This is a genomic window from Massilia sp. Bi118 (assembly GCF_918697865.1).
In the GTDB taxonomy this organism is placed as follows: Bacteria; Pseudomonadota; Gammaproteobacteria; order Burkholderiales; family Burkholderiaceae_D; genus Telluria.
The window spans coordinates 1-20,749 of the sequence record NZ_CAKKMV010000016.1 but is presented as its reverse complement, the minus strand read 5'-3'; the positions used below and the strand labels follow the sequence as shown (position 1 = coordinate 20,749).

At 66.8% G+C, this 20,749-nt stretch carries 18 protein-coding genes; 14 read left to right on the top strand and 4 right to left on the bottom strand.

Annotation, left to right across the window (positions count from 1 at the left end; genetic code table 11):
* From LQV39_RS21125 to LQV39_RS21085, 9 genes are read left to right on the top strand one after another with little or no spacing between them, the layout of a single operon-like run.
* Positions 1-990 (top strand): c-type cytochrome, encoded by a 990-nt coding sequence (locus LQV39_RS21125; RefSeq protein ID WP_230028743.1) that lies wholly within the window; start codon positions 1-3, stop codon positions 988-990.
* The gene (gene ctaD / locus LQV39_RS21120; RefSeq protein WP_230028742.1) at positions 987-2,942 is read left to right on the top strand and encodes a cytochrome c oxidase subunit I; all 1,956 of its coding nucleotides are present in this window, start codon (positions 987-989) and stop codon (positions 2,940-2,942) included. The genes LQV39_RS21125 and ctaD overlap by 4 nt, the downstream gene beginning before the upstream one ends.
* On the top strand, positions 2,939-3,595 hold the full coding sequence (locus tag LQV39_RS21115) for a cytochrome c oxidase subunit 3 (protein ID WP_230028740.1): 657 nt from the start codon (positions 2,939-2,941) through the stop codon (positions 3,593-3,595). The genes ctaD and LQV39_RS21115 overlap by 4 nt, the downstream gene beginning before the upstream one ends.
* 1 nt (position 3,596) lies before the next feature.
* A complete protein-coding gene (locus tag LQV39_RS21110; protein ID WP_230028738.1) occupies positions 3,597-3,938 on the top strand; it encodes a hypothetical protein in 342 nt (113 codons plus the stop codon).
* Complete coding sequence (locus LQV39_RS21105) at positions 3,926-4,831, top strand: cytochrome c oxidase assembly protein (protein ID WP_230028736.1); 906 nt, start codon at positions 3,926-3,928, stop codon at positions 4,829-4,831. Before LQV39_RS21110 ends, LQV39_RS21105 begins: the two co-directional genes overlap by 13 nt.
* Entirely contained in the window at positions 4,828-5,187 is a 360-nt protein-coding gene (locus LQV39_RS21100) for a cytochrome c family protein (protein WP_230028734.1), read from the top strand. Before LQV39_RS21105 ends, LQV39_RS21100 begins: the two co-directional genes overlap by 4 nt.
* A gap of 10 nt (positions 5,188-5,197) precedes the next feature.
* A complete protein-coding gene (locus LQV39_RS21095; protein WP_230028732.1) occupies positions 5,198-5,572 on the top strand; it encodes a DUF1622 domain-containing protein in 375 nt (124 codons plus the stop codon).
* Between the two features lie 49 nt (positions 5,573-5,621).
* Positions 5,622-6,446: a ferritin-like domain-containing protein gene (locus LQV39_RS21090; RefSeq protein ID WP_230028730.1), complete on the top strand. Its 825-nt coding sequence runs from the start codon at positions 5,622-5,624 to the stop codon at positions 6,444-6,446.
* A complete protein-coding gene (locus LQV39_RS21085) occupies positions 6,443-8,851 on the top strand; it encodes a DNA polymerase II (protein ID WP_230028729.1) in 2,409 nt (802 codons plus the stop codon). The genes LQV39_RS21090 and LQV39_RS21085 overlap by 4 nt, the downstream gene beginning before the upstream one ends.
* Positions 8,852-8,941: 90 nt before the next feature.
* Here LQV39_RS21085 and alr read toward each other — a convergent pair whose 3' ends face one another.
* Positions 8,942-10,057, bottom strand: coding sequence for an alanine racemase (alr, locus tag LQV39_RS21080; RefSeq protein WP_230028728.1), 1,116 nt, complete (start codon positions 10,055-10,057; stop codon positions 8,942-8,944).
* A complete protein-coding gene (locus LQV39_RS21075) occupies positions 10,057-11,349 on the bottom strand; it encodes a D-amino acid dehydrogenase (RefSeq protein WP_230028727.1) in 1,293 nt (430 codons plus the stop codon). Before LQV39_RS21075 ends, alr begins: the two co-directional genes overlap by 1 nt.
* 104 nt (positions 11,350-11,453) lie before the next feature.
* Here LQV39_RS21075 and LQV39_RS21070 point away from each other — a divergent pair, with 104 nt between their 5' ends.
* The 5 genes from LQV39_RS21070 to LQV39_RS21050 all read left to right on the top strand — a co-directional run bounded on the left by LQV39_RS21070 (position 11,454) and on the right by LQV39_RS21050 (position 18,699).
* Positions 11,454-11,939: a winged helix-turn-helix transcriptional regulator gene (locus tag LQV39_RS21070; RefSeq protein ID WP_230028725.1), complete on the top strand. Its 486-nt coding sequence runs from the start codon at positions 11,454-11,456 to the stop codon at positions 11,937-11,939.
* Positions 11,940-12,163: 224 nt separating this feature from the next.
* Entirely contained in the window at positions 12,164-13,129 is a 966-nt protein-coding gene (locus tag LQV39_RS21065; protein ID WP_230028723.1) for a chemotaxis protein, read from the top strand.
* 43 nt (positions 13,130-13,172) lie between these two features.
* Positions 13,173-14,123, top strand: coding sequence for a GGDEF domain-containing protein (locus LQV39_RS21060; protein WP_307727863.1), 951 nt, complete (start codon positions 13,173-13,175; stop codon positions 14,121-14,123).
* A 246-nt stretch (positions 14,124-14,369) separates the two neighbouring features.
* Entirely contained in the window at positions 14,370-17,567 is a 3,198-nt protein-coding gene (locus LQV39_RS21055) for an efflux RND transporter permease subunit (RefSeq protein ID WP_230028915.1), read from the top strand.
* Complete coding sequence (locus tag LQV39_RS21050; protein WP_230028721.1) at positions 17,557-18,699, top strand: efflux RND transporter periplasmic adaptor subunit; 1,143 nt, start codon at positions 17,557-17,559, stop codon at positions 18,697-18,699. Before LQV39_RS21055 ends, LQV39_RS21050 begins: the two co-directional genes overlap by 11 nt.
* Positions 18,700-18,774: 75 nt before the next feature.
* On the opposite strand, the gene LQV39_RS21045 is transcribed toward LQV39_RS21050, so the two are convergent.
* Complete coding sequence (locus LQV39_RS21045; RefSeq protein WP_230028719.1) at positions 18,775-20,097, bottom strand: sorbosone dehydrogenase family protein; 1,323 nt, start codon at positions 20,095-20,097, stop codon at positions 18,775-18,777.
* A complete protein-coding gene (locus LQV39_RS21040) occupies positions 20,084-20,533 on the bottom strand; it encodes a hypothetical protein (protein ID WP_230028717.1) in 450 nt (149 codons plus the stop codon). The genes LQV39_RS21045 and LQV39_RS21040 overlap by 14 nt, the downstream gene beginning before the upstream one ends.
* Between the last annotated feature and the right edge of the window lie 216 nt (positions 20,534-20,749).

The following is a 20,749-nucleotide window of genomic DNA, read 5'->3' as shown; positions in this document are numbered from 1 at the left end:
ATGCACGCCGGTGTTTTCCTGGCGATCAAGCCGTGGCAGGACGCGCTGCGGCCCACGGGCGTGCAGGCCGAGCATATCGGCAGCCTGTGGAACTTTACCCTGGGCCTGTGCGCCTTCGTGTTCCTGCTCATCGTGGCGGCTTGCGTGGCGGCGCTGTGGATCGCGCCGCGCGCGGATGCCGCCACGTCGCCCGACCTCGACTCCCTGGCGCGGCCCGAGCGGCGCATCTGGCGCATCGTCGCCTGGTCCACCGGCGCCGCCACGCTTGGGCTGCTGGCGCTGCTCGCCGCCGACGTCTTCACCAGCCGCGCGCTGGCGCGCCTGCCGCTGCGGGATGCCGTCAACATCGAGCTGGTCGGCCACATGTGGTGGTGGGAAGCGCGCTACAAGGATGCCGACCCGTCGCGCGAATTCAGCACCGCCAACGAGCTGCACATCCCGGTGGGGCGCCCGGTGGTGGTCACTTTGCGCAGCAATGATGTGATCCACAGCCTGTGGATCCCCAACCTGCAGGGCAAGAAGGACCTGATCCCCGGCCGCACCGCCACGCTGCGCCTGCGCGCCGACCGCGCCGGCACTTACCGCGGCCAGTGCGCCGAATTCTGCGGCTTGGAGCACGCGATGATGGCGCTGCTGGTCGAGGCGGAGCCGAACGACCGTTATGAGGCCTGGGCCGCGCAACAGCGCCAGCCGGCCGCCGAACCGTCGGATGCGCTGGCCAGGCGCGGGCGCGAAGTCTTCCTCGGCAAATCCTGCGTGATGTGCCATACCGTCACCGGCACCACCGCCAACGCCAGGCTGGGGCCGGACCTGACCCACCTGGCCAGCCGCCGCACCATCGGCGCCGGCATGTTCCCGAACAACCGCGGCCACCTGGGCGGCTGGATCGCCGACCCGCAATCGCTCAAGCCCGGCGTCAACATGCCGGCCAACCCGCTCAACCCCGACGACCTGCAAGCCCTGCTGGCTTACCTGGAGACCTTGAAATGACCGTTCGCGGAGATACCGGCCAGCGCGCCCAGGGAAGCTGGCCCGACCGATCGGGACCCGGCCTGCCGCCCGGCGCCGCGCAAACCCTGGAACAGACCTGGAGCGACCCGCCCGGCATCATCGGCTGGTTCGCGGCGATCAACCACAAGACCATCGCCAAGCGCTTCATGGTCACCACCTTCATCTTCTTCCTGCTCGGCGGCCTGCTGGCGCTGGCGATGCGCCTGCAGCTGGCGCAGCCGAACCTGAAGCTGCTGTCGGCGGACCTGTACAACCAGGTCTTCACCATGCACGGCTCGACCATGATGTTCCTGTTCGCGGTGCCGGTGATGCAGGCGGTGGCGACCTACCTGGTGCCGCTGATGATAGGCGCACGCAGCGTCGCCTTCCCGCGCATGAACGCCTTCGCCTGGTGGATCTTCACCATGGGCGGCATCATGCTGTACGCCGCCTTCTTCCTCGACATCGGCCCGGACGCCGGCTGGTTCGCCTACGTGCCCCTGTCCGGCCCCCAGTACTCGCCCGGCAAGCGGGTCGACTTCTGGGCCCAGATGATCACCTTCACCGAGCTCTCGGCGCTGATGGAGGCGATCGTCCTGATCACCACCATCTTCAAGATGCGCGCGCCCGGCATGACCCTGAACCGCATGCCGCTGTTCGTCTGGACCATCCTGGTGACCAACTTCATGGTGCTGTTCGCGATGCCGGCCGTGATGCTGGCCAGTACCGCGCTGATTACCGACCGCCTGGTCGGCACCCATTTCTACAATCCGGGGGAGGGCGGCGACGCGCTGCTGTGGCAGCACCTGTTCTGGTTCTTCGGCCACCCCGAGGTCTACCTGATCTTCATTCCGCCGCTGGGCTTCATCTCCAGCATCATCGCCACCTTCTCGCGCCGGCCGGTGGTCGGCTACCCGGCCATGGTGCTGGCCCTGATCGCCACCGCCTTCCTGGCTTTCGGCCTGTGGGTCCACCATATGTTCGCGACCAATTTGCCTGAGCTGGGCAAGACCTTCTTCACCGCCGCCAGCCTGATGATCGCGATCCCGACCTCCGTCCAGATCTTCTGCTGGATCGCGACCCTGTGGACCGGCCGCATCAATTTCAAGACGCCGCTGCTGTTCGTGCTGGCCTTCTTCGTGATCCTGGTGCTGGGCGGCCTGACCGGCCTGATGCTGGCCTCGGTTTCGCTCGACTACCAGCTGCACGACAGCTTCTTCGTGGTGGCGCACCTGCATTACGTGCTGCTGGGCGGCGCCGTGTTCCCGCTGTTCGGCGCCTTCTATTACTGGTTCCCCAAGTTCACCGGGCGCATGCTGTCGGAGCGCCTGGGCCGCTGGAACTTCTGGCTGTTCTTCATCGGCTTCAACGTCGCCTTCTTCCCCATGCATGTGCTTGGCCTGCAGGGCATGCCACGCCGGGTCTATACCTATCCGGCCGAGATGGGCTGGGGCAAACTGAATATGGTGGCCACCATCGGCGGCAGCGTTATCGCGCTCAGCGTGCTGCTCTTCATTATCAACGTGCTGCGCAGCCGCCGCCATGGCGAAGTCGCAGCCAGCGACCCCTGGGGCGCGGGCACCCTGGAATGGAGCGTTTCCTCGCCGCCGCCGATGGGTAATTTCAAGTTGATGCCAGTGGTGCACGGGCGCTACCCGCTGTGGCAGGCGCCGGCCGACCCGACCCACGTGACCGGCCTGGCCAACGACTTCCGTGAGGTGCTGATCACCTCGGTGGCCGATGCCAAGGTCGATCACCGCCTGTGGCTGCCCAGCTCCACGAGCTGGCCGTTCTGGGCCGGGGTGGCGACCACCATCCTGTTCGTCGGCTCGATCTTCACGCCCTGGGCCGTGGTGTGGGGCGCGGTGCCCGTGGCGATCGCGGCCACGATGTGGTTCTGGCCAAAGCGCGACATGATACGCAAGCGGGTCGACTCGGAGATCCTGCCATGAGCGCACCAAAGCTGGAGAAGGAAGCACGCGACCCGAAGGTCGAAGGGCGCCTGGTGGAGGACGGCCGGCTGCTCGACGTCTCGACACTGCCGACCTTCGGCTTTGGCCAGCGCAGCCCGATGTGGTGGGGCACCATGGGCCTGATGCTGATCGAAGGGACGGTGTTCGCGCTATGCATCATGGCCTACTTCTACCTGCGCAGCCATGCCAGCGCGTGGCCGATGTCGCGCTTTCCGCCCGAGCTCATCTGGGGCAATGTGAACACCGCGATCATGTTGGCGAGCATGGTGCCGAACCATTACGCCAAGAAGGCCGCCGAGCGGCTCGACCTGCATGCGGTCAGGCTGTGGATGGTGGTCTGCATGCTGGTCTCGATCGCTTTCCTGGGCGTGCGCGTGCTCGAGTTCGGGGCGCTGAACACGCGCTGGGACAGCAATGCCTACGGTTCCGTGGTGTGGATGTTGATGGCGCTGCACACGACCCACCTGGTGACCGATGCCTTCGATTCCGGCGTGCTGACCGTGATGACCTTCACCAAGCTGATGGAGGGGAAGCGTTATGTGGACGTGAGCGAGAACGCCGCCTACTGGTACTTCGTGGTACTGAGCTGGCTGCCGATTTATGCCGTCATTTATTGGGGAGCGAGATTCTGATATGGGAAACTGGCCGGCCCTGCTGGTGGCGCCATCGCTGGCGCTGACGAACCTGAGCATCACCTACGCGCTGGTGACGCCTTCCTGCACGCGCCAGAGCATGCTGGCGCCCAACCTGGTCAGCGCCGTGTTCATGCTGGCCTGCATCTGGATGAGCTGGGGCGCGTGGCGCAATTGGCGCGCCGGCAAGGCCGCGCAGGGGCCGGCCGCCGGCGACACCGATGCGGCGCCGGACCGCAGCCCCTTCCTGGCGATGGTGGCGACCATGGTCGGGGCGCTGTCCTGCCTGGTCGTGCTGGCGCAATGGTTTCCACAATGGGTGCTGTCGCCATGCGCAAGTTAATCTTATGCATGGGGGCGCTGGCCCCGTTCGCTGCGAGCGCCCACGACGTCGAGGGCCAGTATTCGGCCGCCGATGCGCTGTCCTGGGGCGCCGAGCCCTGGGTACTGTTCCTGCTGGCGCTGTCGCTGCTGCTCTACGTGCTCGGCCTGCGCCGCCTGTGGCCGCGTTCGCGCCAGTCGCGCCGGCCGCTGGCGCGCCAGGTCGCCTGGTTCGCCGGGGGCTGGATCGCCCTGAGCCTGGCGCTGGCCTCGCCGTTGGATTCGGCCGGCAGCTTTTCCTTCGCCGCCCACATGGTCCAGCACGAATTCCTGATGATCGTGGCGGCGCCGATGCTGGTGCTGGGGCGCCCGCTGGGGATCTGGGTCTGGAGCCTGCCGGCCGCCTGGCGCCGCCGCACCGGCTCGGCCACCCACAACCCGGCGGTAAGCGCGGCCTGGGACAGCCTCACCCGGCCGCTGAACGCCTGGCTGCTGCACTTTGCCGCGCTGTGGATGTGGCACGTACCGGCCACTTTCCAGGCCGGCCTCGCCAGCAACGGCGTGCACGCGCTGCAGCACGCCAGCTTCCTGTTCTCCGCGCTGCTGTTCTGGTGGGCGGTGCTGGGACGCCAGGGCGGGGCACAGGGACGCGGCGCGGCCGTGCTCTACCTGTTCACGACCATGATGCATACCGGCGCCCTGGGCGCGCTGTTCACGATGTCCGAGTCGGTCTGGTACCCGTACTACGGCAGCAAGGCCCAGGCCTTCGGCTTGACGGCGCTGGAAGACCAGCAACTGGGCGGCCTGATCATGTGGATACCGGGCGGCCTGGCCTACGTGGCGGCGGGCCTGGTGCTGTGCGCGCGCTGGCTGGGACGCACGCCCCAGGGCGCGGCGGCGGGAGCGCAGCGATGAAGCGCCTTGTCCCATTACTCTGGCTGCTTGCGTTGGCGGGATGCTCGAAACAGCCTCCGGAAACCGATCCGCTCACCGGCGGCAACCCGCGCGTCGGTCAGCAACTGATCGCCCGCTACGGCTGCGCCGCCTGCCACGAGATCAAGGGCATTGCCCATTCCGACAGCAAGGTCGGGCCTTCGCTGACCGACATGCGCAGCCAGGGCTATATCGCCGGCGTGCTGCCGAACAGCGCGTCCAACCTGGTCAAGTGGATCCAGCATCCGCGCGCCGTCGACCCGAAGACCGCCATGCCGGAACTGGGCGTGAGCGAGACGGAGGCGCGCAACATGGCGGCCTACCTGTACAACCAATAAGGAGAGTGCTTTGTTTGAGCAAGTCGAGGAGCAGGTTCGATCCAGCGTCGAGTGGCTGCGCCTGCTGGTGGAGGCGCTGGGCGCGCTGGTGATCGCAGCCGGCGTGGCGGTCGTCATCCTCGCCCTGGTGCGCGATCTGCTGGCGGGGCGGGGCAGCAGCTTCGTGCCGATCCGGCTGGCCTTCGCGCGCTACCTGACGCTGGCGCTGGAATTGCAGCTGGCAGCCGACATCCTGTCGACCTCGGTGGCGCCGACCTGGGAGCGGATCGGCAAGCTGGCGGCGATCGCCGTGATCCGGACCGCGCTCAACTACTTCCTGAGCAAGGAACTGAAGGACGAGCAGGCCAGCGAAGAGCCGGCCCTGCGCGGACAGCCGGGACGCTGAGCCCCGGGGATTTGGTACACTGCGGCTTTTACGCACCACCACACCGAAGATGTCCGCTCCGCTCGAGCTGCGCGCAGGCGCACTGATCCACCTGCTCCAAACGGACCCGCACAGCAAATGCGAGGGCGTCGCGGCCCTGGCCCGGGCGTATGCAGACGGCAGCCTGGCCCTCGATCCCGCCGCGGTGTTCGCGCCCGCCGGCGCCATCCCCGGCCGTCCCGAAAAGCCGGAACTGGTGCCGCCGCGCCTGGTCGGCCGCCGCTCCATGGTCACGCCCGAAGGCCGCGCGATGCTGGTGCACGCGCTTGCGCATATCGAATTCAACGCCATCAACCTGGCGCTGGACGCCGTCTGGCGCTTCCCCGGCATGCCCGCGGATTACTACGCCGACTGGCTGCGGGTGGCGAAGGAGGAGGCCTATCACTTCTCGCTGCTGGACGCCCACCTTGGCACGCTGGGCCATGCCTACGGCGATTTTGCCGGCCACGACAGCCTGTGGGAGATGGTCGAGAAGACCCGCGGCGACATCCTCGCGCGCATGGCCCTGGTGCCGCGCACGCTGGAGGCGCGCGGCCTGGATGCGATCCCGCCGCTGCGCGCCAAGCTGGCCCAGGCCGGCGACATCGCCGCCGCGGAAATCCTCGACATCATCCTGCGCGACGAAGTCGGCCACGTCGAGATCGGCAACCGCTGGTACCTGGGCCTGTGCCAGGAGCGCGGCCTGGAGCCGATCGCCACCTACGAGGCGCTGGCGCTACACTACAAGGCGCCGGTCCTGAAAGGCCCGTTCAACCTGGAGGCGCGCCGCCGCGCCGGCTTCAGCGAGGCCGAACTGGCGCGCTACCGCGGCGACAGCGTCTCCTTCGCGCCATGAGCGACGCCGACGGCATCAGCGAGGACGGCGCCGTCCATCCGCGCGGCTTCCTGCTGACCCGCCACTGGCGCGATCTCGATACCGGTGTCGAGCTGGAATTCTGGCTCGCCACCGAACATGGCCCGCGCCGATTGCGCGTCGGCGGCCAGAGCGCGGTCGCCTTCATTCCCGCGGCGCAGCGCGAAGCGGCGGAGTTCGTACTGCGCGGCGAGAAGGGCGCCGAGCTGCGCGAGCTGGCCCTGTCCGACTTCCAGCATCGCCCGGTGCTGGGCCTGTACTGCCGCCAGTACCGCAAGCTGCTGGCGCTCGAGAAGAAGCTGCGGCAGCAGGGCGTCGATGTCTACGAGGCCGACGTGCGCCCGCCCGAGCGCTACCTGATGGAGCGCTTCATCACCGCGCCGGTGCTATGTGCCGGGACGCCGGACGCCAGGGACCCGCAGCTGCTGCTGGATGGCCAGCTGAAGCCCGACGGCGGCTACCGCCCACCCATCCGCACGGTCTCGCTGGACATCGAGACCACCTTCCAGGGCGAGCTGCGCTCGATCGCGCTGGAAGGCTGCGGCCAGCGCCAGGTCTACATGCTCGGGCCGCCGAACGGCGATGCGAGCATCGTCGATTTCGACTACGAATACTGCGACACCCGGCTGGCGCTGCTGGACCGGATGGAAGAGTGGTTCGTGCGCCACGACCCGGACGCCATCATCGGCTGGAGCGTGATCGGCTTCGATTTGCGCGTGCTGCAGAAGCACGCCGAGCAGATGGCGCGCCCGCTGCGCCTGGGCCGCGACGGCAGCCCGATGGAGTGGCGCGAGCGCGCCGGCGGCGAGTTCTATTTCGGCGGCATCGCCGGCCGCCTGGTCATCGACGGCATCGAGGCGCTGCGCTCGGCCACCTGGAGCTTCCCCTCGTTCAGCCTGGAGTCGGTGTCGCAGACCCTGCTCGGCGAAGGCAAGGAGATCGGCAATCCCTACGACCGCATGGCCGAGATCGACCGCATGTTCTTTGAAGACAAGCCGATGCTGGCCCGCTACAACCTGAAGGATTGCGAGCTGGTCACCCGCATCTTCGAGAAGACCAATCTGATGGCCTTCCTGCTGGAGCGCGCCAGCGTGACAGGGCTGTCGGCCGACCGCAGCGGCGGTTCGGTGGCGGCCTTCGAGCACTCCTACATTCCGCTGATGCACCGCCAGGGCTTCGTCGCGCCCAACATCGGCGACGTCGCGGCCGAGGACAGTCCCGGCGGCTTCGTGATGGATTCGAAGTCCGGCCTCTACGACTCGGTGCTGGTGCTGGATTATAAGAGCCTGTACCCGTCCATCATCCGCACCTTCCTGATCGACCCGGTCGGCCTGGTGGTGGGCCTGGCCGAGCCCGAAGAGGCGACAGTGCCCGGCTTTCGCGGCGGGCGCTTCTCGCGTACGCAGCACTGCCTGCCCGGCATCGTCACGCGCGTGTGGGCGGGCAGGGAAGCGGCCAAGCGCGAAAAGAACGCGCCGCTGTCGCAGGCGCTGAAGATCATCATGAACGCCTTCTACGGCGTGCTCGGCACGCCCGCCTGCCGCTTCTTCGACCCGCGCCTGGCCTCGTCGATCACGATGCGCGGCCACCGGATCATGCACCGCACGCGCGAGCTGATCGAGGAGCGTGGCTACCAGGTGATCTACGGCGACACCGATTCGACCTTCGTCTGGCTGGGCAAGCCGCATGCGGACGAAGACGCGCGGCGCATCGGCCAGGCACTGGTGGACCACGTGAACGCCTGGTGGCGCACGACGCTGCGGGACGAACTGGGACTGGAAAGCGCGCTGGAGCTGGAATACGACGTGCACTTCCGGCGCTTCCTGATGCCGACGGTGCGCGGCTCGGACGAGGGCAGCAAGAAGCGCTACGCCGGCATGGCCACCGGCGCCGACGGCAGCGACGAGATGGTCTACAAGGGCCTGGAAACGGTGCGCACCGACTGGACGCCGCTGGCCCAGGCATTCCAGCAGGGCCTGTACGAGCGCATCTTCAAGGAACAGCCCTACGAAGACTATGTGCGCGACTACGTGGCGCGCACCCTGAACGGCGAGCTGGAAGACCAGCTGGTCTACCGCAAGCGCCTGCGGCGGGCGCTGGACGAGTACGAGCGCAACGTGCCGCCGCATGTGCGGGCGGCGCGGATTGCGGACGAGTTTCACCTGCGGCAGGGAAGGCCGGCGCAGTACCGGAATGGCGGGTGGATCCGCTATGTGATGACGACTGCGGGACCGGAACCGCTCGACGTGCGCGAGGCCGGCGGCGGCTCGGCGATCGACTACGCGCACTATCTGGAAAAGCAGCTGGAGCCGGTGGCGGATGCGATTTTGCCGTTTTTGGGTGACAGCTTTGCGCGCTTGACGAGTCCGCAGGGGGCGCTGTTCTAGGCCGTCATTCCCGCGCAGGCGGGAATCCAAGTTTGTAGGCGCTAACGAAACGCCGGCAGAACTTGGGTTCCCGCCTTCGCGGGAACGACGTCATATATAGAGCCGGTGGAAACGGCTACCCAAGCGCGTCAAGACTTCGTACCCAATTGTCCCAGCCTCACGCGCCACATCATCCACGCTCTGATGAGAACCCAGTAGCTCGACTTCGCAACCCGGCTGTACCCGCGCCTCCGGAATCCCGGTCACGTCCAGCGAAATGCTATCCATCGACACATTCCCGGCAAACGGCACACGCTGCCCATCGATGAAAGCATGCCCACGGCAGGACAGCGAACGCAGCCACCCATCCGCATAGCCGATCGCTATCGTCGCGATCCGGCGCGGGCCATCGGCCACGAAGTGGGCGCCATAGCCGACGATGTCGCCGGCCTGCACGACGCGCGACTGCACGATGCGCGCACGCAGCCCCACCGCCTGGCGCAGCGGATTCGCTGAACCCGGCTGCGGATTGATGCCGTACAGCGCGGCGCCAGGCCGCAGCAGGTCATGGTGGAAGTCCGGCCCCAGGAACACCGCCGAGGAATTCGCCAGGCTGCCCGGAATGCCGGCAAAGCGCGCACGCAGGGCTGCGAAGCGTTCCCGCTGCAACCCGTTCATCGGGTGCGAAGCTTCGTCGGCGCAGGCCAGGTGGCTCATCACCAGCACGGGCTGCAGCTCGTCTTTCCAGGCTGGATCGGCCAGCAGCCGCTCGACGTCGGCGGGTGCCATGCCCATGCGCGACATGCCGGTATCGAACTGCAGCGCGGCCGGCAGGCGGCGCTGCAGCTTGCGGCACAAGGCGCGCCACTCGGCAAGCTGCGAAGGATCGTTCAGCACCGGAATCAGGTCATGTTCGACGAATTCGGCGGCCGCGCCAGGCGGCGGACCATGCAGCACATGGATCGTGGCGTCCACCGGCACCAGCGGGCGCAGGCGCATGGCTTCGTCCAGGTGGGCCGTGAAGAACACGCGGCAGCCTGCGCTGGCCAGCGCCGGCGCCACCACGGACATGCCGAGACCGTAGGCGTCGGCCTTCATCACGGCCGCGCAGGTCGCGCCCGCACCGGTGTCGCGAAGAAGGCGCCAATTCGAACGTACCGCTTCCAGGTCGACCGTCAGCAGCGCCCCGGCGCGCGCGGCATCGAACCCTGCAACACCCGCCACCATCAGGCTTTCGCGAATTCGGGACGGGTCGCGGAAGGGCGCGAACCGGCGTAGCGGAAGATCGCCAGGTCGTCGGTGTGGATGGCCGGGACCTTGCCGCTCACGAGGTCGGCGATCACGCTGGCCGAACCGCAGGCCATGGTCCAGCCCAGGGTGCCGTGGCCGGTATTCAGGAACAGGTTGCGCAGCGGGGTCGCGCCGACGATCGGCGTCGAGTCCGGGGTCATCGGGCGCAGGCCGGTCCAGAAGCTGGCTTTCGATACGTCGCCGCCGCCCGGGAACAGGTCGGTCACGACCATCTCCAGGGTCTCGCGGCGGCGCGGATTCAGTTCCTTGCTGTAGCCGGCGATTTCCGCCATGCCGCCGACGCGGATGCGGTCTTCGAAGCGGGTGATGGCGATCTTGTAGGTTTCGTCGAGGATGGTCGAGACCGGGGCCTGGGCGGCGTCGGTGATCGGCACCGTGATCGAGTAACCCTTCAGCGGGTAGACCGGCACGCGGAAGAACTGCTTCATCAGCAGGCGCGAATAGCTGCCCAGCGCCACCACGTAGCGGTCGGCGGTGAAGCTGCCTTTGTCGGTACGCACGGCGGTGATCTGGTCGCCCTGCGATTCGATGGCGCGGATGTCGACGCCGTACTCGAAGCGCACGCCGATTTCGGCGGCCATCGCGGCCAGCCTGGTCGTGAACATCTGGCAGTCGCCGGTTTCGTCGTTCGGCAGGCGCAGGCCGCCGACCAGCTTGTCGCGCACATTGGCAAGGGCCGGCTCGGCGTCGGCGAGCTGCTCGCGGCTCAGCACCTCGAAGGGCACGCCGGCCTGGCGCAGCACTTCGATGTCCTTGGCGGCGCCGTCGAACTGGGCCTGGGTGCGGAACAGCTGCAGGGTGCCTTGCTGGCGGCCTTCGTAGTCGATGCCGGTCTCGCTGCGCAGTTCGCGGATGCAGTCGCGGCTATACTCGGCGAGGCGCACCATGCGTTCCTTGTTGACCGCATAGCGGCCGGCGTCGCAGTTTTTATACATCTCCCACATCCACTGCAGCTGGAACAGCGAACCGTCCGGGCGGATCGCCAGCGGCGCGTGGCGCTGGAACAGCCACTTGAAGGCCTTCATCGGGATGCCGGGGGCGGCCCAGGGCGAGGCATAGCCGGGGGAGATCTGGCCGGCGTTGGCGAAGCTGGTTTCCAGCCCCGCGCCGGGCTGGCGGTCGATCACGGTGACCTCGTGGCCTGCCTTTGCCAGATAATACGCGGTCGACACGCCGACCACGCCGCTTCCCAGTACGATGACTCGCATAATGCTCTCGAAAAATAGGTTGGATGAATCAGAAAAGATTGCTATCTTATATCTGATATAAGCAAATTAGTTCCTATATTTATTCGCAGATTTGGTGAAACTTCATGCGCGTTCAAAAAGAATCGAACCGGGTGCTCGACAAGATCGATCTCCACATCCTGTCCATCCTGCAAGGCGACGGCCGCATCGTGATGAAGGACCTGGCCGAGCGGGTCGGCCTGTCGCTGACGCCCTGCATCGAGCGCGTCAAGCGCATGGAACGCGACGGCGTGATCGCCGGCTACTACGCCCGGGTCAATCCGCAGGCGATGGGGCTGCAGATCCTGGTCTTCGTCGAGATCACCCTGCTGCAGAAATCCGAAAAAGCCTTCGAGCGCTTCCGCCGTGCCATGCTCAGCATTCCCGAGGTGATGGAATGCCACCTGGTGTCGGGCGACTTCGACTACCTGATCAAGGCGCGGATTCCGGAGATGTCCGAATACCGGCGCCTGCTGGGCGAGATCCTGCATCTGGCGGATTCGGCCCAGTCCAAGTCCTATGTGGTGATGGAAGAAGTAAAAGAAACCCTGGCGCTTTCGATAAGTAGTTAACGTCGTCCCCGCGAAGGCGGGGACCCAAGTTTCTATAAGTTATCGAAATGCTTGCAGAACTTGGGTTCCCGCCTTCGCGGGAACGACGTCTAAAGGTGAGAATCCGTGGTTTTTTGGAACAGAAACTGATGAAATTGAGCAAGAGTTGCTCACGTAATGACACAGCCGCCAGCTTCGCCTCTAAAATCGTTTCCCGGGGGAATTACTACTTTTCGGGATGAGACATGAAATCGGTTCAGCAGGAAGTCGACGAGCGCAGCAACCTTACCGGCACCAATAAATTCGAGCTTTTACTTTTCCGCCTCGGCGGCGACGACCAGGGCCAGCATAGCGAGCTGTTCGGCATCAACGTGTTCAAGATCCGCGAGATCGTGGCAATGCCGGAGATCACCGCGATCGCCGGCGCGCCCAGGCATGTGCTGGGCGTGGTCAACCTGCGCGGCCAGATCATCCAGGTGCTGGACTTGCCGGGCATCGCCGGCGTCAAGCCCGTTACCGGCCTGAACATCATGCTGGTCACGGAATTCGCCCGCACCACCCAGGCCTTCGCGGTCGAGAGCGTGGAAGAGATCGTGCGCCTGGACTGGAGCCAGGTGATGTCGTCCGAGCACAGCGCCGGCAGCGGTATGGTGACCAGTATCGCCCGCCTCGAGCCGAGCGAAGGCCAGCCGGCCCGCCTGGCCCAGGTGCTGGACGTGGAAACCATCCTGCGCGACCTCAGCCCGCCCGACGAAAAGGACGAGCGCGCGGTGCAGCAGGCGGTCGGCAGCAAGATCGTCGTCAAGCCCGGTTCCGTGGTGCTGGCGGCCGACGATTCGGTGGTCGCGCGCGCCCTGATCGAGCAGGGCCTGGACGCGATGGGCCTGCCTTTCATCATGACCAAGAGCGGCAAGGAATGCTGGGAACAGCTGAACGCCATCGCCGCCGCCGCCGAAGCCGAGGGCAAGACCGTGCAGGACCGCGTGGCCGCGGTGCTGACCGACCTCGAGATGCCGGAGATGGACGGTTTCACGCTGACCCGCAAGATCAAGACGCACCAGCGTTTCGCCAGCCTGCCGGTGGTGATCCACTCTTCGCTGTCGGGCACGACCAACGAAGAGCACGTCAAGAAAGTCGGCGCCGACGCTTACGTGGCGAAGTACTCGGCCGAAGATCTTTCGCGCACCCTGCGAGCTGTTCTGCACGGCTGAGTTCCGGTATGATCCGGCAGTCGATTCCTTACCGAACTGCCAAGTGATCACATCCAATCAAGAGGCCATTGCCTCGCGCGTCCTGAACCTCGTCAATGGCGGCGTCATCGTGCTCGACGCCGACCAGCACATCGTCTTGTGGAACAGCTGGCTGACGCCGCGCTGCGGCCGTGCCGCCGCCCGCGTCATGGGGCATCCGTTGTTCGAGGTCTTCCCCGAGCTGCGCGGTTCGCGCGTGGAGGCCGCCGTGCTGGCGGCCTTCGCCGAGGACATCGCCACCGCGATCCCGCAAACCGACAACCCCAGTCCCTTCCCGCTGCGCGCCGCCGGCAGCTTCGACGGCCCGCGGATCGAGCAGGCCGTCAGCGTGTCGCCCTTCCGCGAAGAGGGCGAGACGTTCTGCCTGGTCGAAATTCGTGACGTCAGCGGCACCGTCGAACGCGAGAAGCGCCTGCTCGACCATGCGGAATCGCTGCGCGCCCGTTCCTATGTCGACGGCCTGACCGGCATCGCCAACCGCCGCTACTTCGACGTCGCCCTCGACCGCGAGCTGCGGCGCGCCCAGCGTCTTGGCGGCTCGCTGTCGCTGCTGCTGACCGACATCGATTCCTTCAAGGCCTACAACGACCACTTCGGCCACCAGGCCGGCGACAGCTGCCTGTCCTCGGTGGCGCAGGCGCTGGCCTCGCGCCTGAAGCGCCCGGCCGACGTCGCCGCGCGCTACGGCGGCGAGGAATTCGCCGCCATCCTGCCCGACACCGACGCCGAGCAGGCGCGCCAGCTGGCGGAAAGCATCCGCGAATACGTGGCCTCGCTGAACCTGCCGCATGCGCCGGCGGCGCTGCGGCCCTACGTCACGCTCAGCATCGGCGTCGCGAGTATCGAGAAGGGCCGGCTCGAGGACGCCAGGGCCCTGATCGAGGCGGCGGACAAGGCCTTGTATGCCGCCAAGCGCGGCGGCCGTGACCGCGTGGTCGTCGACGGCGAGCTGTAAGCGCGCTCCGGCAAATACGAGTGTCAAGGAAGGGCGGGGCAGCAGGCCTCGCCCTTTTCATTTGTATTTACCAATCGAATTTCATAAGGCTTTGCAGGCGCCAGCCCCTAGCCAGCCCCAAGGTTTTCGCGCATATTATCGGGTTTGCACCACGGCTTCACGGCGGATGGGCTGTCATTACAGGAAGATGACGGCAGTTTGGTGCTGGTTTGGCTGCTGGTTTGCCCTTGTCCGGAGTATTCAATGCTGCTTGGCCTTGTCCGCGTCGCGCTGCGCCGACCTTATACCGTCGTCGTGCTGGCGCTCACCCTGCTCATCATCGGCCCGCTGGCCGCGATGCGCACGCCAACCGACATCTTCCCAGACATCAGGATGCCCGTGATCGCGGTGGCCTGGCAGTACACAGGCCTGCCGCCGGACCAGATGGCGGGGCGGGTCTCGACCCTGTTCCAGCGCTCGCTGACCACCACCGTCAACGATATCGAGCACATCGAGGCCAACACTTACGCCGGCATCAGCGTCGTCAAGATCTTCTTCCAGCCGGGCGTCGACATCGCGGTGGCCAACGCCCAGGTGACGGCGATCTCGCAATCGGCCTCGCGCCAGATGCCGGCCGGGATCACGCCGCCGCTGATCATCAACTACAACGCGGCCACCGTGCCCATCCTGCAGCTTGCCCTGTCCGGCAAGGGACTGTCGGAGCAGCAGCTGTTCGACCTCGGCCTCAACACCATCCGCACGCCGCTGGTGACGGTGCCGGGCGCCGCGATCCCGCTCCCTTACGGCGGCAAGCAGCGCCAGGTGCAGGTCGACGTCAAGCCCGAGGCCCTGCAGGCGCGCGGCCTGTCGGCCCAGGACATCGCCAACGCGCTGGCGGCGCAGAACGTGCTGACACCGGTCGGCAACCAGAAGATCGACGCGCTCGAATACACGATCCAGCTGAACAACGCACCGTCCGCGATCGCGGACCTGGCGCGCCTGCCGGTGAAGGTCGTGGGCGGCAGCACGATCTATCTGGGCGACGTCGCCGACGTCCACGACGGCAATGCGCCGCAGACCAACATCGTGCACGTCGACGGCGGCCGCTCGGTGCTGATGTCGATCCTGAAGAACGGCTCGGCCTCCACGCTGGCGATCGTCGACGGCGTGCGCGCCAAGCTGCAGCAGCTCGCGCCCAGCCTGCCGGATGCGCTGAAGGTGGTGCCGATCAACGACCAGTCGGTGTTCGTGCGCGCCGCCATCAAGGGCGTGGCCACCGAGGGCGCCATCGCAGCGGCCCTCACCAGCGTCATGATCCTGCTGTTCCTGGGCAGCTGGCGCTCCACGGTGATCATCGCGGTCTCGATCCCGCTGTCCATCCTCGGCTCCATCATCGCGCTGGCCGCAACCGGCGAAACCCTGAACCTGATGACCCTGGGCGGCCTGGCGCTGGCGGTCGGGATCCTGGTCGATGACGCCACCGTCACCATCGAAAACATCAACTGGCACCTGGAGCAGGGCAAGGCGGTTGAGCCGGCGATCCTGGACGGGGCCCAGCAGATCGTCGCGCCGGCGCTGGTGTCGCTGCTGTGCATCTGCATCGTGTTCATCCCGATGTTCTTCCTCGAGGGCGTGGCGCGCTTCCTGTTCGTGCCGATGGCGAAGGCCGTGATCTTCGCGCTGGTGTGCTCCTTCATCCTGTCGCGCACCCTGGTGCCGACCATGGCCAACTGGCTGCTGCGGGCGCACGACCCGCGCGAGGAGCATGCACACCAGCCGACGAATGCGTTCCAACGCTTCCAGCGCGGCTTCGAAGCGCGCTTCGAAGGCCTGCGCCATCGCTACCATGGGATCCTGCGGCATTCGATCCAGCACCGCCGTCCCTTCGTGATCGGCTTCATCGCGGTGGTGGCGCTGTCCTTCCTGCTGCTGCCTTTCCTGGGCAGTAACTTCTTCCCGGCCGTCGATTCGGGCCAGGTGCTGCTGCACGCCAGGGCCCCGATCGGCACCCGCGTCGAGGAGACGGCCAAGCGCTTCGCGAAGATCGAAGAAGCGATCCGCCGCGTCATCCCGGGCAAGGAAATCGTGACGATGGTCGACAACATCGGCAAGCCCTCGTCCAGCATCAACCTCACCTACAACAACACCGGCACCATCGGCACCCAGGACGGCGACTTCCAGATTGCGCTGGGCGAGGACCACGCGCCGACCGCCGACTACGTGCGCAAGCTGCGCGAGGTGCTGCCGCGCGAATTCCCGGACACCACCTTCTCCTTCCCGCCGGCCGACATCGTCAGCCAGATCCTGAATTTCGGTTCGCCGGCGCCGATCGACGTGCAGGTGCGCGGCCGGAACATCGACGCCAACTTCGGCTACGCCAACCAGCTCCTGAAACGCATCCGCGCGATCCCGGGCGTGGCCGACGCCCGCATCCAGCAATCGAACCGCGCGCCGCTGTTCAAGGTCGAAGTCGACCGTACCCAGGCCCAGCTGCTCGGCCTGACCACGCGCGACGTCACCAACAGCATGGTGGTGAACCTGGCCGGCTCCAGCCAGGTGGCGCCGACCTACTGGCTGAACCCGGCCACCGGCGTGACCTATCCGATCGTGATGCAGACCCCGGAGCGCGAGCTCGACTCGCTGTCCGCGCTGGCCAATCTCCCGGTAGGCAACGGCGCCAACGCCAACGCCGCCACCCTGGGCGGGATCGCGCGCTTCGAACGCGGCAACGGCAGCGCGCTGGTGAGCCAGTACGACGTCACGCCCATGGTGCAGATCCACGCCACCACCCAGGACCGCGACCTGGGCGCCGTCGCCGCCGACATCCGCAAGGTGCTCGACGAAACGAAGGCCGACGTGCCGAAGGGCGCGACGGTCGAGATGCTGGGCCAGGTGCGCACCATGGAGCGCGCCTTCTCGGGCCTGCTGTTTGGCCTGCTGGGCGCGGTCGGCCTGATCTACCTGCTCATCGTGGTCAACTTCCAGTCCTGGACCGACCCGGCGGTGATCGTCTCGGCGCTGCCGGCGGCGCTGGCCGGCATCGTCTGGATGCTGTTCGCGACCCACACTACCTTGTCGGTGCCGGCGCTGACCGGCGCCATCATGTGCATGGGCGTGGCCACCGCCAACAGCGTCCTGGTGATCAGCTTCGCGCGCGAGCGCCTGGAAGAACTGGGCGACGCTGCTGCGGCCGCGCTGGAGGCGGGCTTCGTGCGCTTCCGCCCGGTGCTGATGACCGCACTGGCCATGGTGATCGGCATGCTGCCCATGGCCCTGGGCCTGGGCGAGGGCGGCGAGCAGAATGCGCCGCTGGGCCGCGCCGTGATCGGCGGCCTGGTGTTCTCGACCATCGCCACCCTGGTCTTCGTTCCCGTCGTTTTCAGCCTGGTCCACGGCCGCCGCAAGCAGCGCGCGCTGGATGCAGGCCTGCCACCCCAATCCGGAGTTCCCGCTCATGCAAGCTAAACCGACAAACAAACGTCCGCTGGTGATCGGGACGATCGCGCTGGCCGTGGCCGCCGCCGTGGTGGCCGGCGGCCTCGCCACCCGCCACTCGCAGGCCGAGCAGCTCAAGGAAGCGGCGGCCGAGCGGGCGGTGCAGACCGTGAATTTGGTGGCGCTGAAGGACATCGCCGGCAGCCCGATCGAGCTGCCGGCCCGTATCGAAGCCTGGTCGCGCGCGCCCATCTACGCGCGCGTGTCCGGCTACCTGAAGGCATGGCGCGTCGACATCGGCGCGCCCGTGAAAGCCGGCCAGGTGCTGGCCACGATCGAAACCCCGGACCTCGACCAGGACCTGCGCCAGGCCCAGGCCCAGCTCGCGGTCGCGCGCAGCAATCTAGCGCTGGCCGAGAGCACGGCCAAGCGCTGGCAATCGTTGGTGGCGCAGAACGCGGTGTCGAGGCAGGAAGCGGACGAGAAGCAGGGCGACTTCATCTCCAAGCAGTCCAGCGTGGCGGCGCTGCAGGCCAGCGTCGAGCGCCAGCAGGCGCTGAAGCGCTACACCCAGCTGACCGCGCCTTTCGACGGCGTGGTCACGGCGCGGAACACCGACGTCGGCGCGCTGGTCAACGCGGGTTCGGGCGGCGCTGCCGGCAGCGAGCTGTTCGTGGTGTCCGACCTGCGCCGCCTGCGCGTGTACGTGCAGGTGCCGCAGCGCCAGGTGGCGCAGATCCATCCGGGCAGCCTGGCCCGCGTGTCGGTGCCGGAGCGCCCGGGCGTGACCTGGCAGGCCAGGGTACAGTCGCTGGCCCAGGCCATCAATGCGGGATCGGGCACCATGCTGGTCCAGCTGGCGGCCGAGAATCCGAAGGCCGAACTGGTGCCGGGCGCCTTCGCCACCGTCGCTTTCGACCAGGCGGCGATCGCGGGCAATGCGGTGGCGATCCCGCCGGGCGCGCTGATCATGGGCCGCAACGGTGCCCAGGTGGCGGTGCTGGATGCCGCCAACAAGGTGCGTTTGCGGAAGGTGAGGATCGCGCGCGACCTGGGGAATGCGATCGAGCTGGGGGAGGGCGTCACGAAGGCTGACCGCATCATCGACAGCCCGCCGGATGGGCTGGCCGACGGCGATGTGGTGAAGCTGGCTAGACGGTAGGGCGGGCACACCGTACCCGCGTCATGCTGGCGTAACGCCGGCGCTGAACGTGGGCACGGGGTGCCCACCCTACGATTACTTCTTGGTCACGCGCCACACGACGTTGCCCACGTCGTCGGCAATCAGCAGCGCCCCATCCGCATCCTGCGCCATGCCCACCGGCGCGCCGAACAGCTGCTTTTCGTCGGCCGAATGGAAGCCGGTCACGACCGGCTGCGCGGGGCCGCTGGGCATGCCGTTGGCGAAGGGCACGTAGACGACCTGGTAGCCGGAGAGCGGCGTGCGGTCCCAGCTGCCATGCTCGGCGACGAAGGCGCCGCCCTTGTACTGCGGCAGGCCGGTCCCGGTGTAGAACAGCAGGCCCAGCGCCGCGACGTGCGAACCCAGGGCGTAATCCGGTTTGATCGCCTTGGCCACCAGGTCCGGGCGCTGCGGCTGGACGCGGCGGTCGACGTGCTGGCCGTAATAGCTGTAGGGCCAGCCGTAGAAGCCTTTTTCCTGCACCGAGGTCAGATAATCCGGGACCAGGTCGGCGCCGATCTCGTCGCGCTCGTTGGCGATGGCCCAGAGCTTGCCGGACTGCGGCTCCCATCCCAGGCCGGTCGGGTTGCGGATGCCCGACGCGAAGACGCGGCTGGCGCCGGTCGCGGCGTCGACCTCGAGCACGGCGGCGCGGCGGTATTCCACTTCCAGGCCGTTTTCCGTGATGTTGCTGTTCGAGCCGCTGCCCACATACAGGTACTTGCCGTCCGGGCTGGCCAGCAGCGCCTTGGTCCAGTGGTGATTGACGGTGCTCGGCAGATCGCCCAGTTCGACGCCCGGGTCGGACATCTTGGTTTCGCCCGGCGTGTAGCGATACTTCATGATGTTGCCGGTGTTCGCGATGTACAGGGTGTCGCCGACCAGCTGGATGCCGAACGGGGAGTGCAGTTTTTCGATGTACGTGTACTTGTCCCATTCGCCGCTGCCGCCCGGCTTCCTGCGCAGCAGGGTGACGCTGTTGCCGCCCTTGCCGCCCTTGCCGGACTGGCTCTTGACCTTGCCGGCGATGACCTGCTTCGGCGTCGTGACGGCTTCCTCGCCGGGGCCGTTGGCCTCCACGACCAGCACGTCGCCGTTCGGCAGCACCAGCAGCTGGCGCGGGTGCTTGAGGCCGGACGCGATTTTCTCGATCTGCAGCCCGGCGACCACCTGGGGCTTGGCGTCGCCCTTCCAGCCGACGCCATCGGGCACCTGCATCGGCGGCACCAGGAAGTCCTGCGGCTTGGGCATGGACGGATTGCCGCCGACCTGCTGGGAGATGTTCATCTGGGCCTTCTCGCCGCAGGCGGAAAGAAGCAGCGACAGGGCGGCCGCCACGCCCAGTGCGAGCGGCAGTTTGCGATTACGCTTGTCCATGGCGGACCTCCTTGTAAGTGACGGTATCCGCGGCCAGGACGATCCTGCCGATCACCATCGCCAGCACCGTGACGATGGACAGCCAGACGCCGGCGGGCATGGTGGCATAGGCGTCGCGGCTGTGCACGAAGGCGTTGAACAGGGCCGCCACGATCGCGACCACCTGGAGCCAGAAGTTGATCGCCAGGCCGCGTGTACGGACCCGGCTCTTCCCGAACCAGGTGCGGCCGAGGTTGATCAGCTGGGGAATGATGGCGAACACGAGGCCAATGCTGATCAGCCAGGCGGCGGCCTTCACCCACAGCATCGTGAAGGTGTTGGCGTACAGGATGTCGAAGATGAGCGCGCCGACGAAGAAGCCAAACGGTATCGGGTCGAGCACGTCGAAGATCGCCGATGTGATGCTGAATCGGGATGGGTGGGTGTGCGCATGCATGATGCTGTCCTTTCTAATGTGAGCGTCCATACGTGGACGCGGTAGGCGCTTGTCACCTTAGCAAAATACGGAACATCCTGTCGCATGGCTGGCTTTCCTCGATCAGCGTTCGCCGATGCAGCCGGCAGCAGCTTGTCCCGAATGTGTTTCAAGTACGACAGCCGGTTGTGATGGGGACTGCAAAAAGGTAACATTGCGGGTCTATCCATTTTGCAG

What these genes read in the sequence shown, in the direction of transcription:
- LQV39_RS21125 (WP_230028743.1), top strand. Translation starts at nt 1, where the DNA reads ATGCACGCCGGTGTTTTCCTGGCGATCAAGCCGTGGCAGGACGCGCTG.
- ctaD (WP_230028742.1), top strand. Translation starts at nt 987, where the DNA reads ATGACCGTTCGCGGAGATACCGGCCAGCGCGCCCAGGGAAGCTGGCCC.
- LQV39_RS21115 (WP_230028740.1), top strand. Translation starts at nt 2,939, where the DNA reads ATGAGCGCACCAAAGCTGGAGAAGGAAGCACGCGACCCGAAGGTCGAA.
- LQV39_RS21110 (WP_230028738.1), top strand. Translation starts at nt 3,597, where the DNA reads ATGGGAAACTGGCCGGCCCTGCTGGTGGCGCCATCGCTGGCGCTGACG.
- LQV39_RS21105 (WP_230028736.1), top strand. Translation starts at nt 3,926, where the DNA reads ATGCGCAAGTTAATCTTATGCATGGGGGCGCTGGCCCCGTTCGCTGCG.
- LQV39_RS21100 (WP_230028734.1), top strand. Translation starts at nt 4,828, where the DNA reads ATGAAGCGCCTTGTCCCATTACTCTGGCTGCTTGCGTTGGCGGGATGC.
- LQV39_RS21090 (WP_230028730.1), top strand. Translation starts at nt 5,622, where the DNA reads ATGTCCGCTCCGCTCGAGCTGCGCGCAGGCGCACTGATCCACCTGCTC.
- LQV39_RS21085 (WP_230028729.1), top strand. Translation starts at nt 6,443, where the DNA reads ATGAGCGACGCCGACGGCATCAGCGAGGACGGCGCCGTCCATCCGCGC.
- alr (WP_230028728.1), bottom strand. Translation starts at nt 10,057, where the DNA reads ATGGTGGCGGGTGTTGCAGGGTTCGATGCCGCGCGCGCCGGGGCGCTG.
- LQV39_RS21075 (WP_230028727.1), bottom strand. Translation starts at nt 11,349, where the DNA reads ATGCGAGTCATCGTACTGGGAAGCGGCGTGGTCGGCGTGTCGACCGCG.
- LQV39_RS21070 (WP_230028725.1), top strand. Translation starts at nt 11,454, where the DNA reads ATGCGCGTTCAAAAAGAATCGAACCGGGTGCTCGACAAGATCGATCTC.
- LQV39_RS21065 (WP_230028723.1), top strand. Translation starts at nt 12,164, where the DNA reads ATGAAATCGGTTCAGCAGGAAGTCGACGAGCGCAGCAACCTTACCGGC.
- LQV39_RS21050 (WP_230028721.1), top strand. Translation starts at nt 17,557, where the DNA reads ATGCAAGCTAAACCGACAAACAAACGTCCGCTGGTGATCGGGACGATC.
- LQV39_RS21045 (WP_230028719.1), bottom strand. Translation starts at nt 20,097, where the DNA reads ATGGACAAGCGTAATCGCAAACTGCCGCTCGCACTGGGCGTGGCGGCC.
- LQV39_RS21040 (WP_230028717.1), bottom strand. Translation starts at nt 20,533, where the DNA reads ATGCATGCGCACACCCACCCATCCCGATTCAGCATCACATCGGCGATC.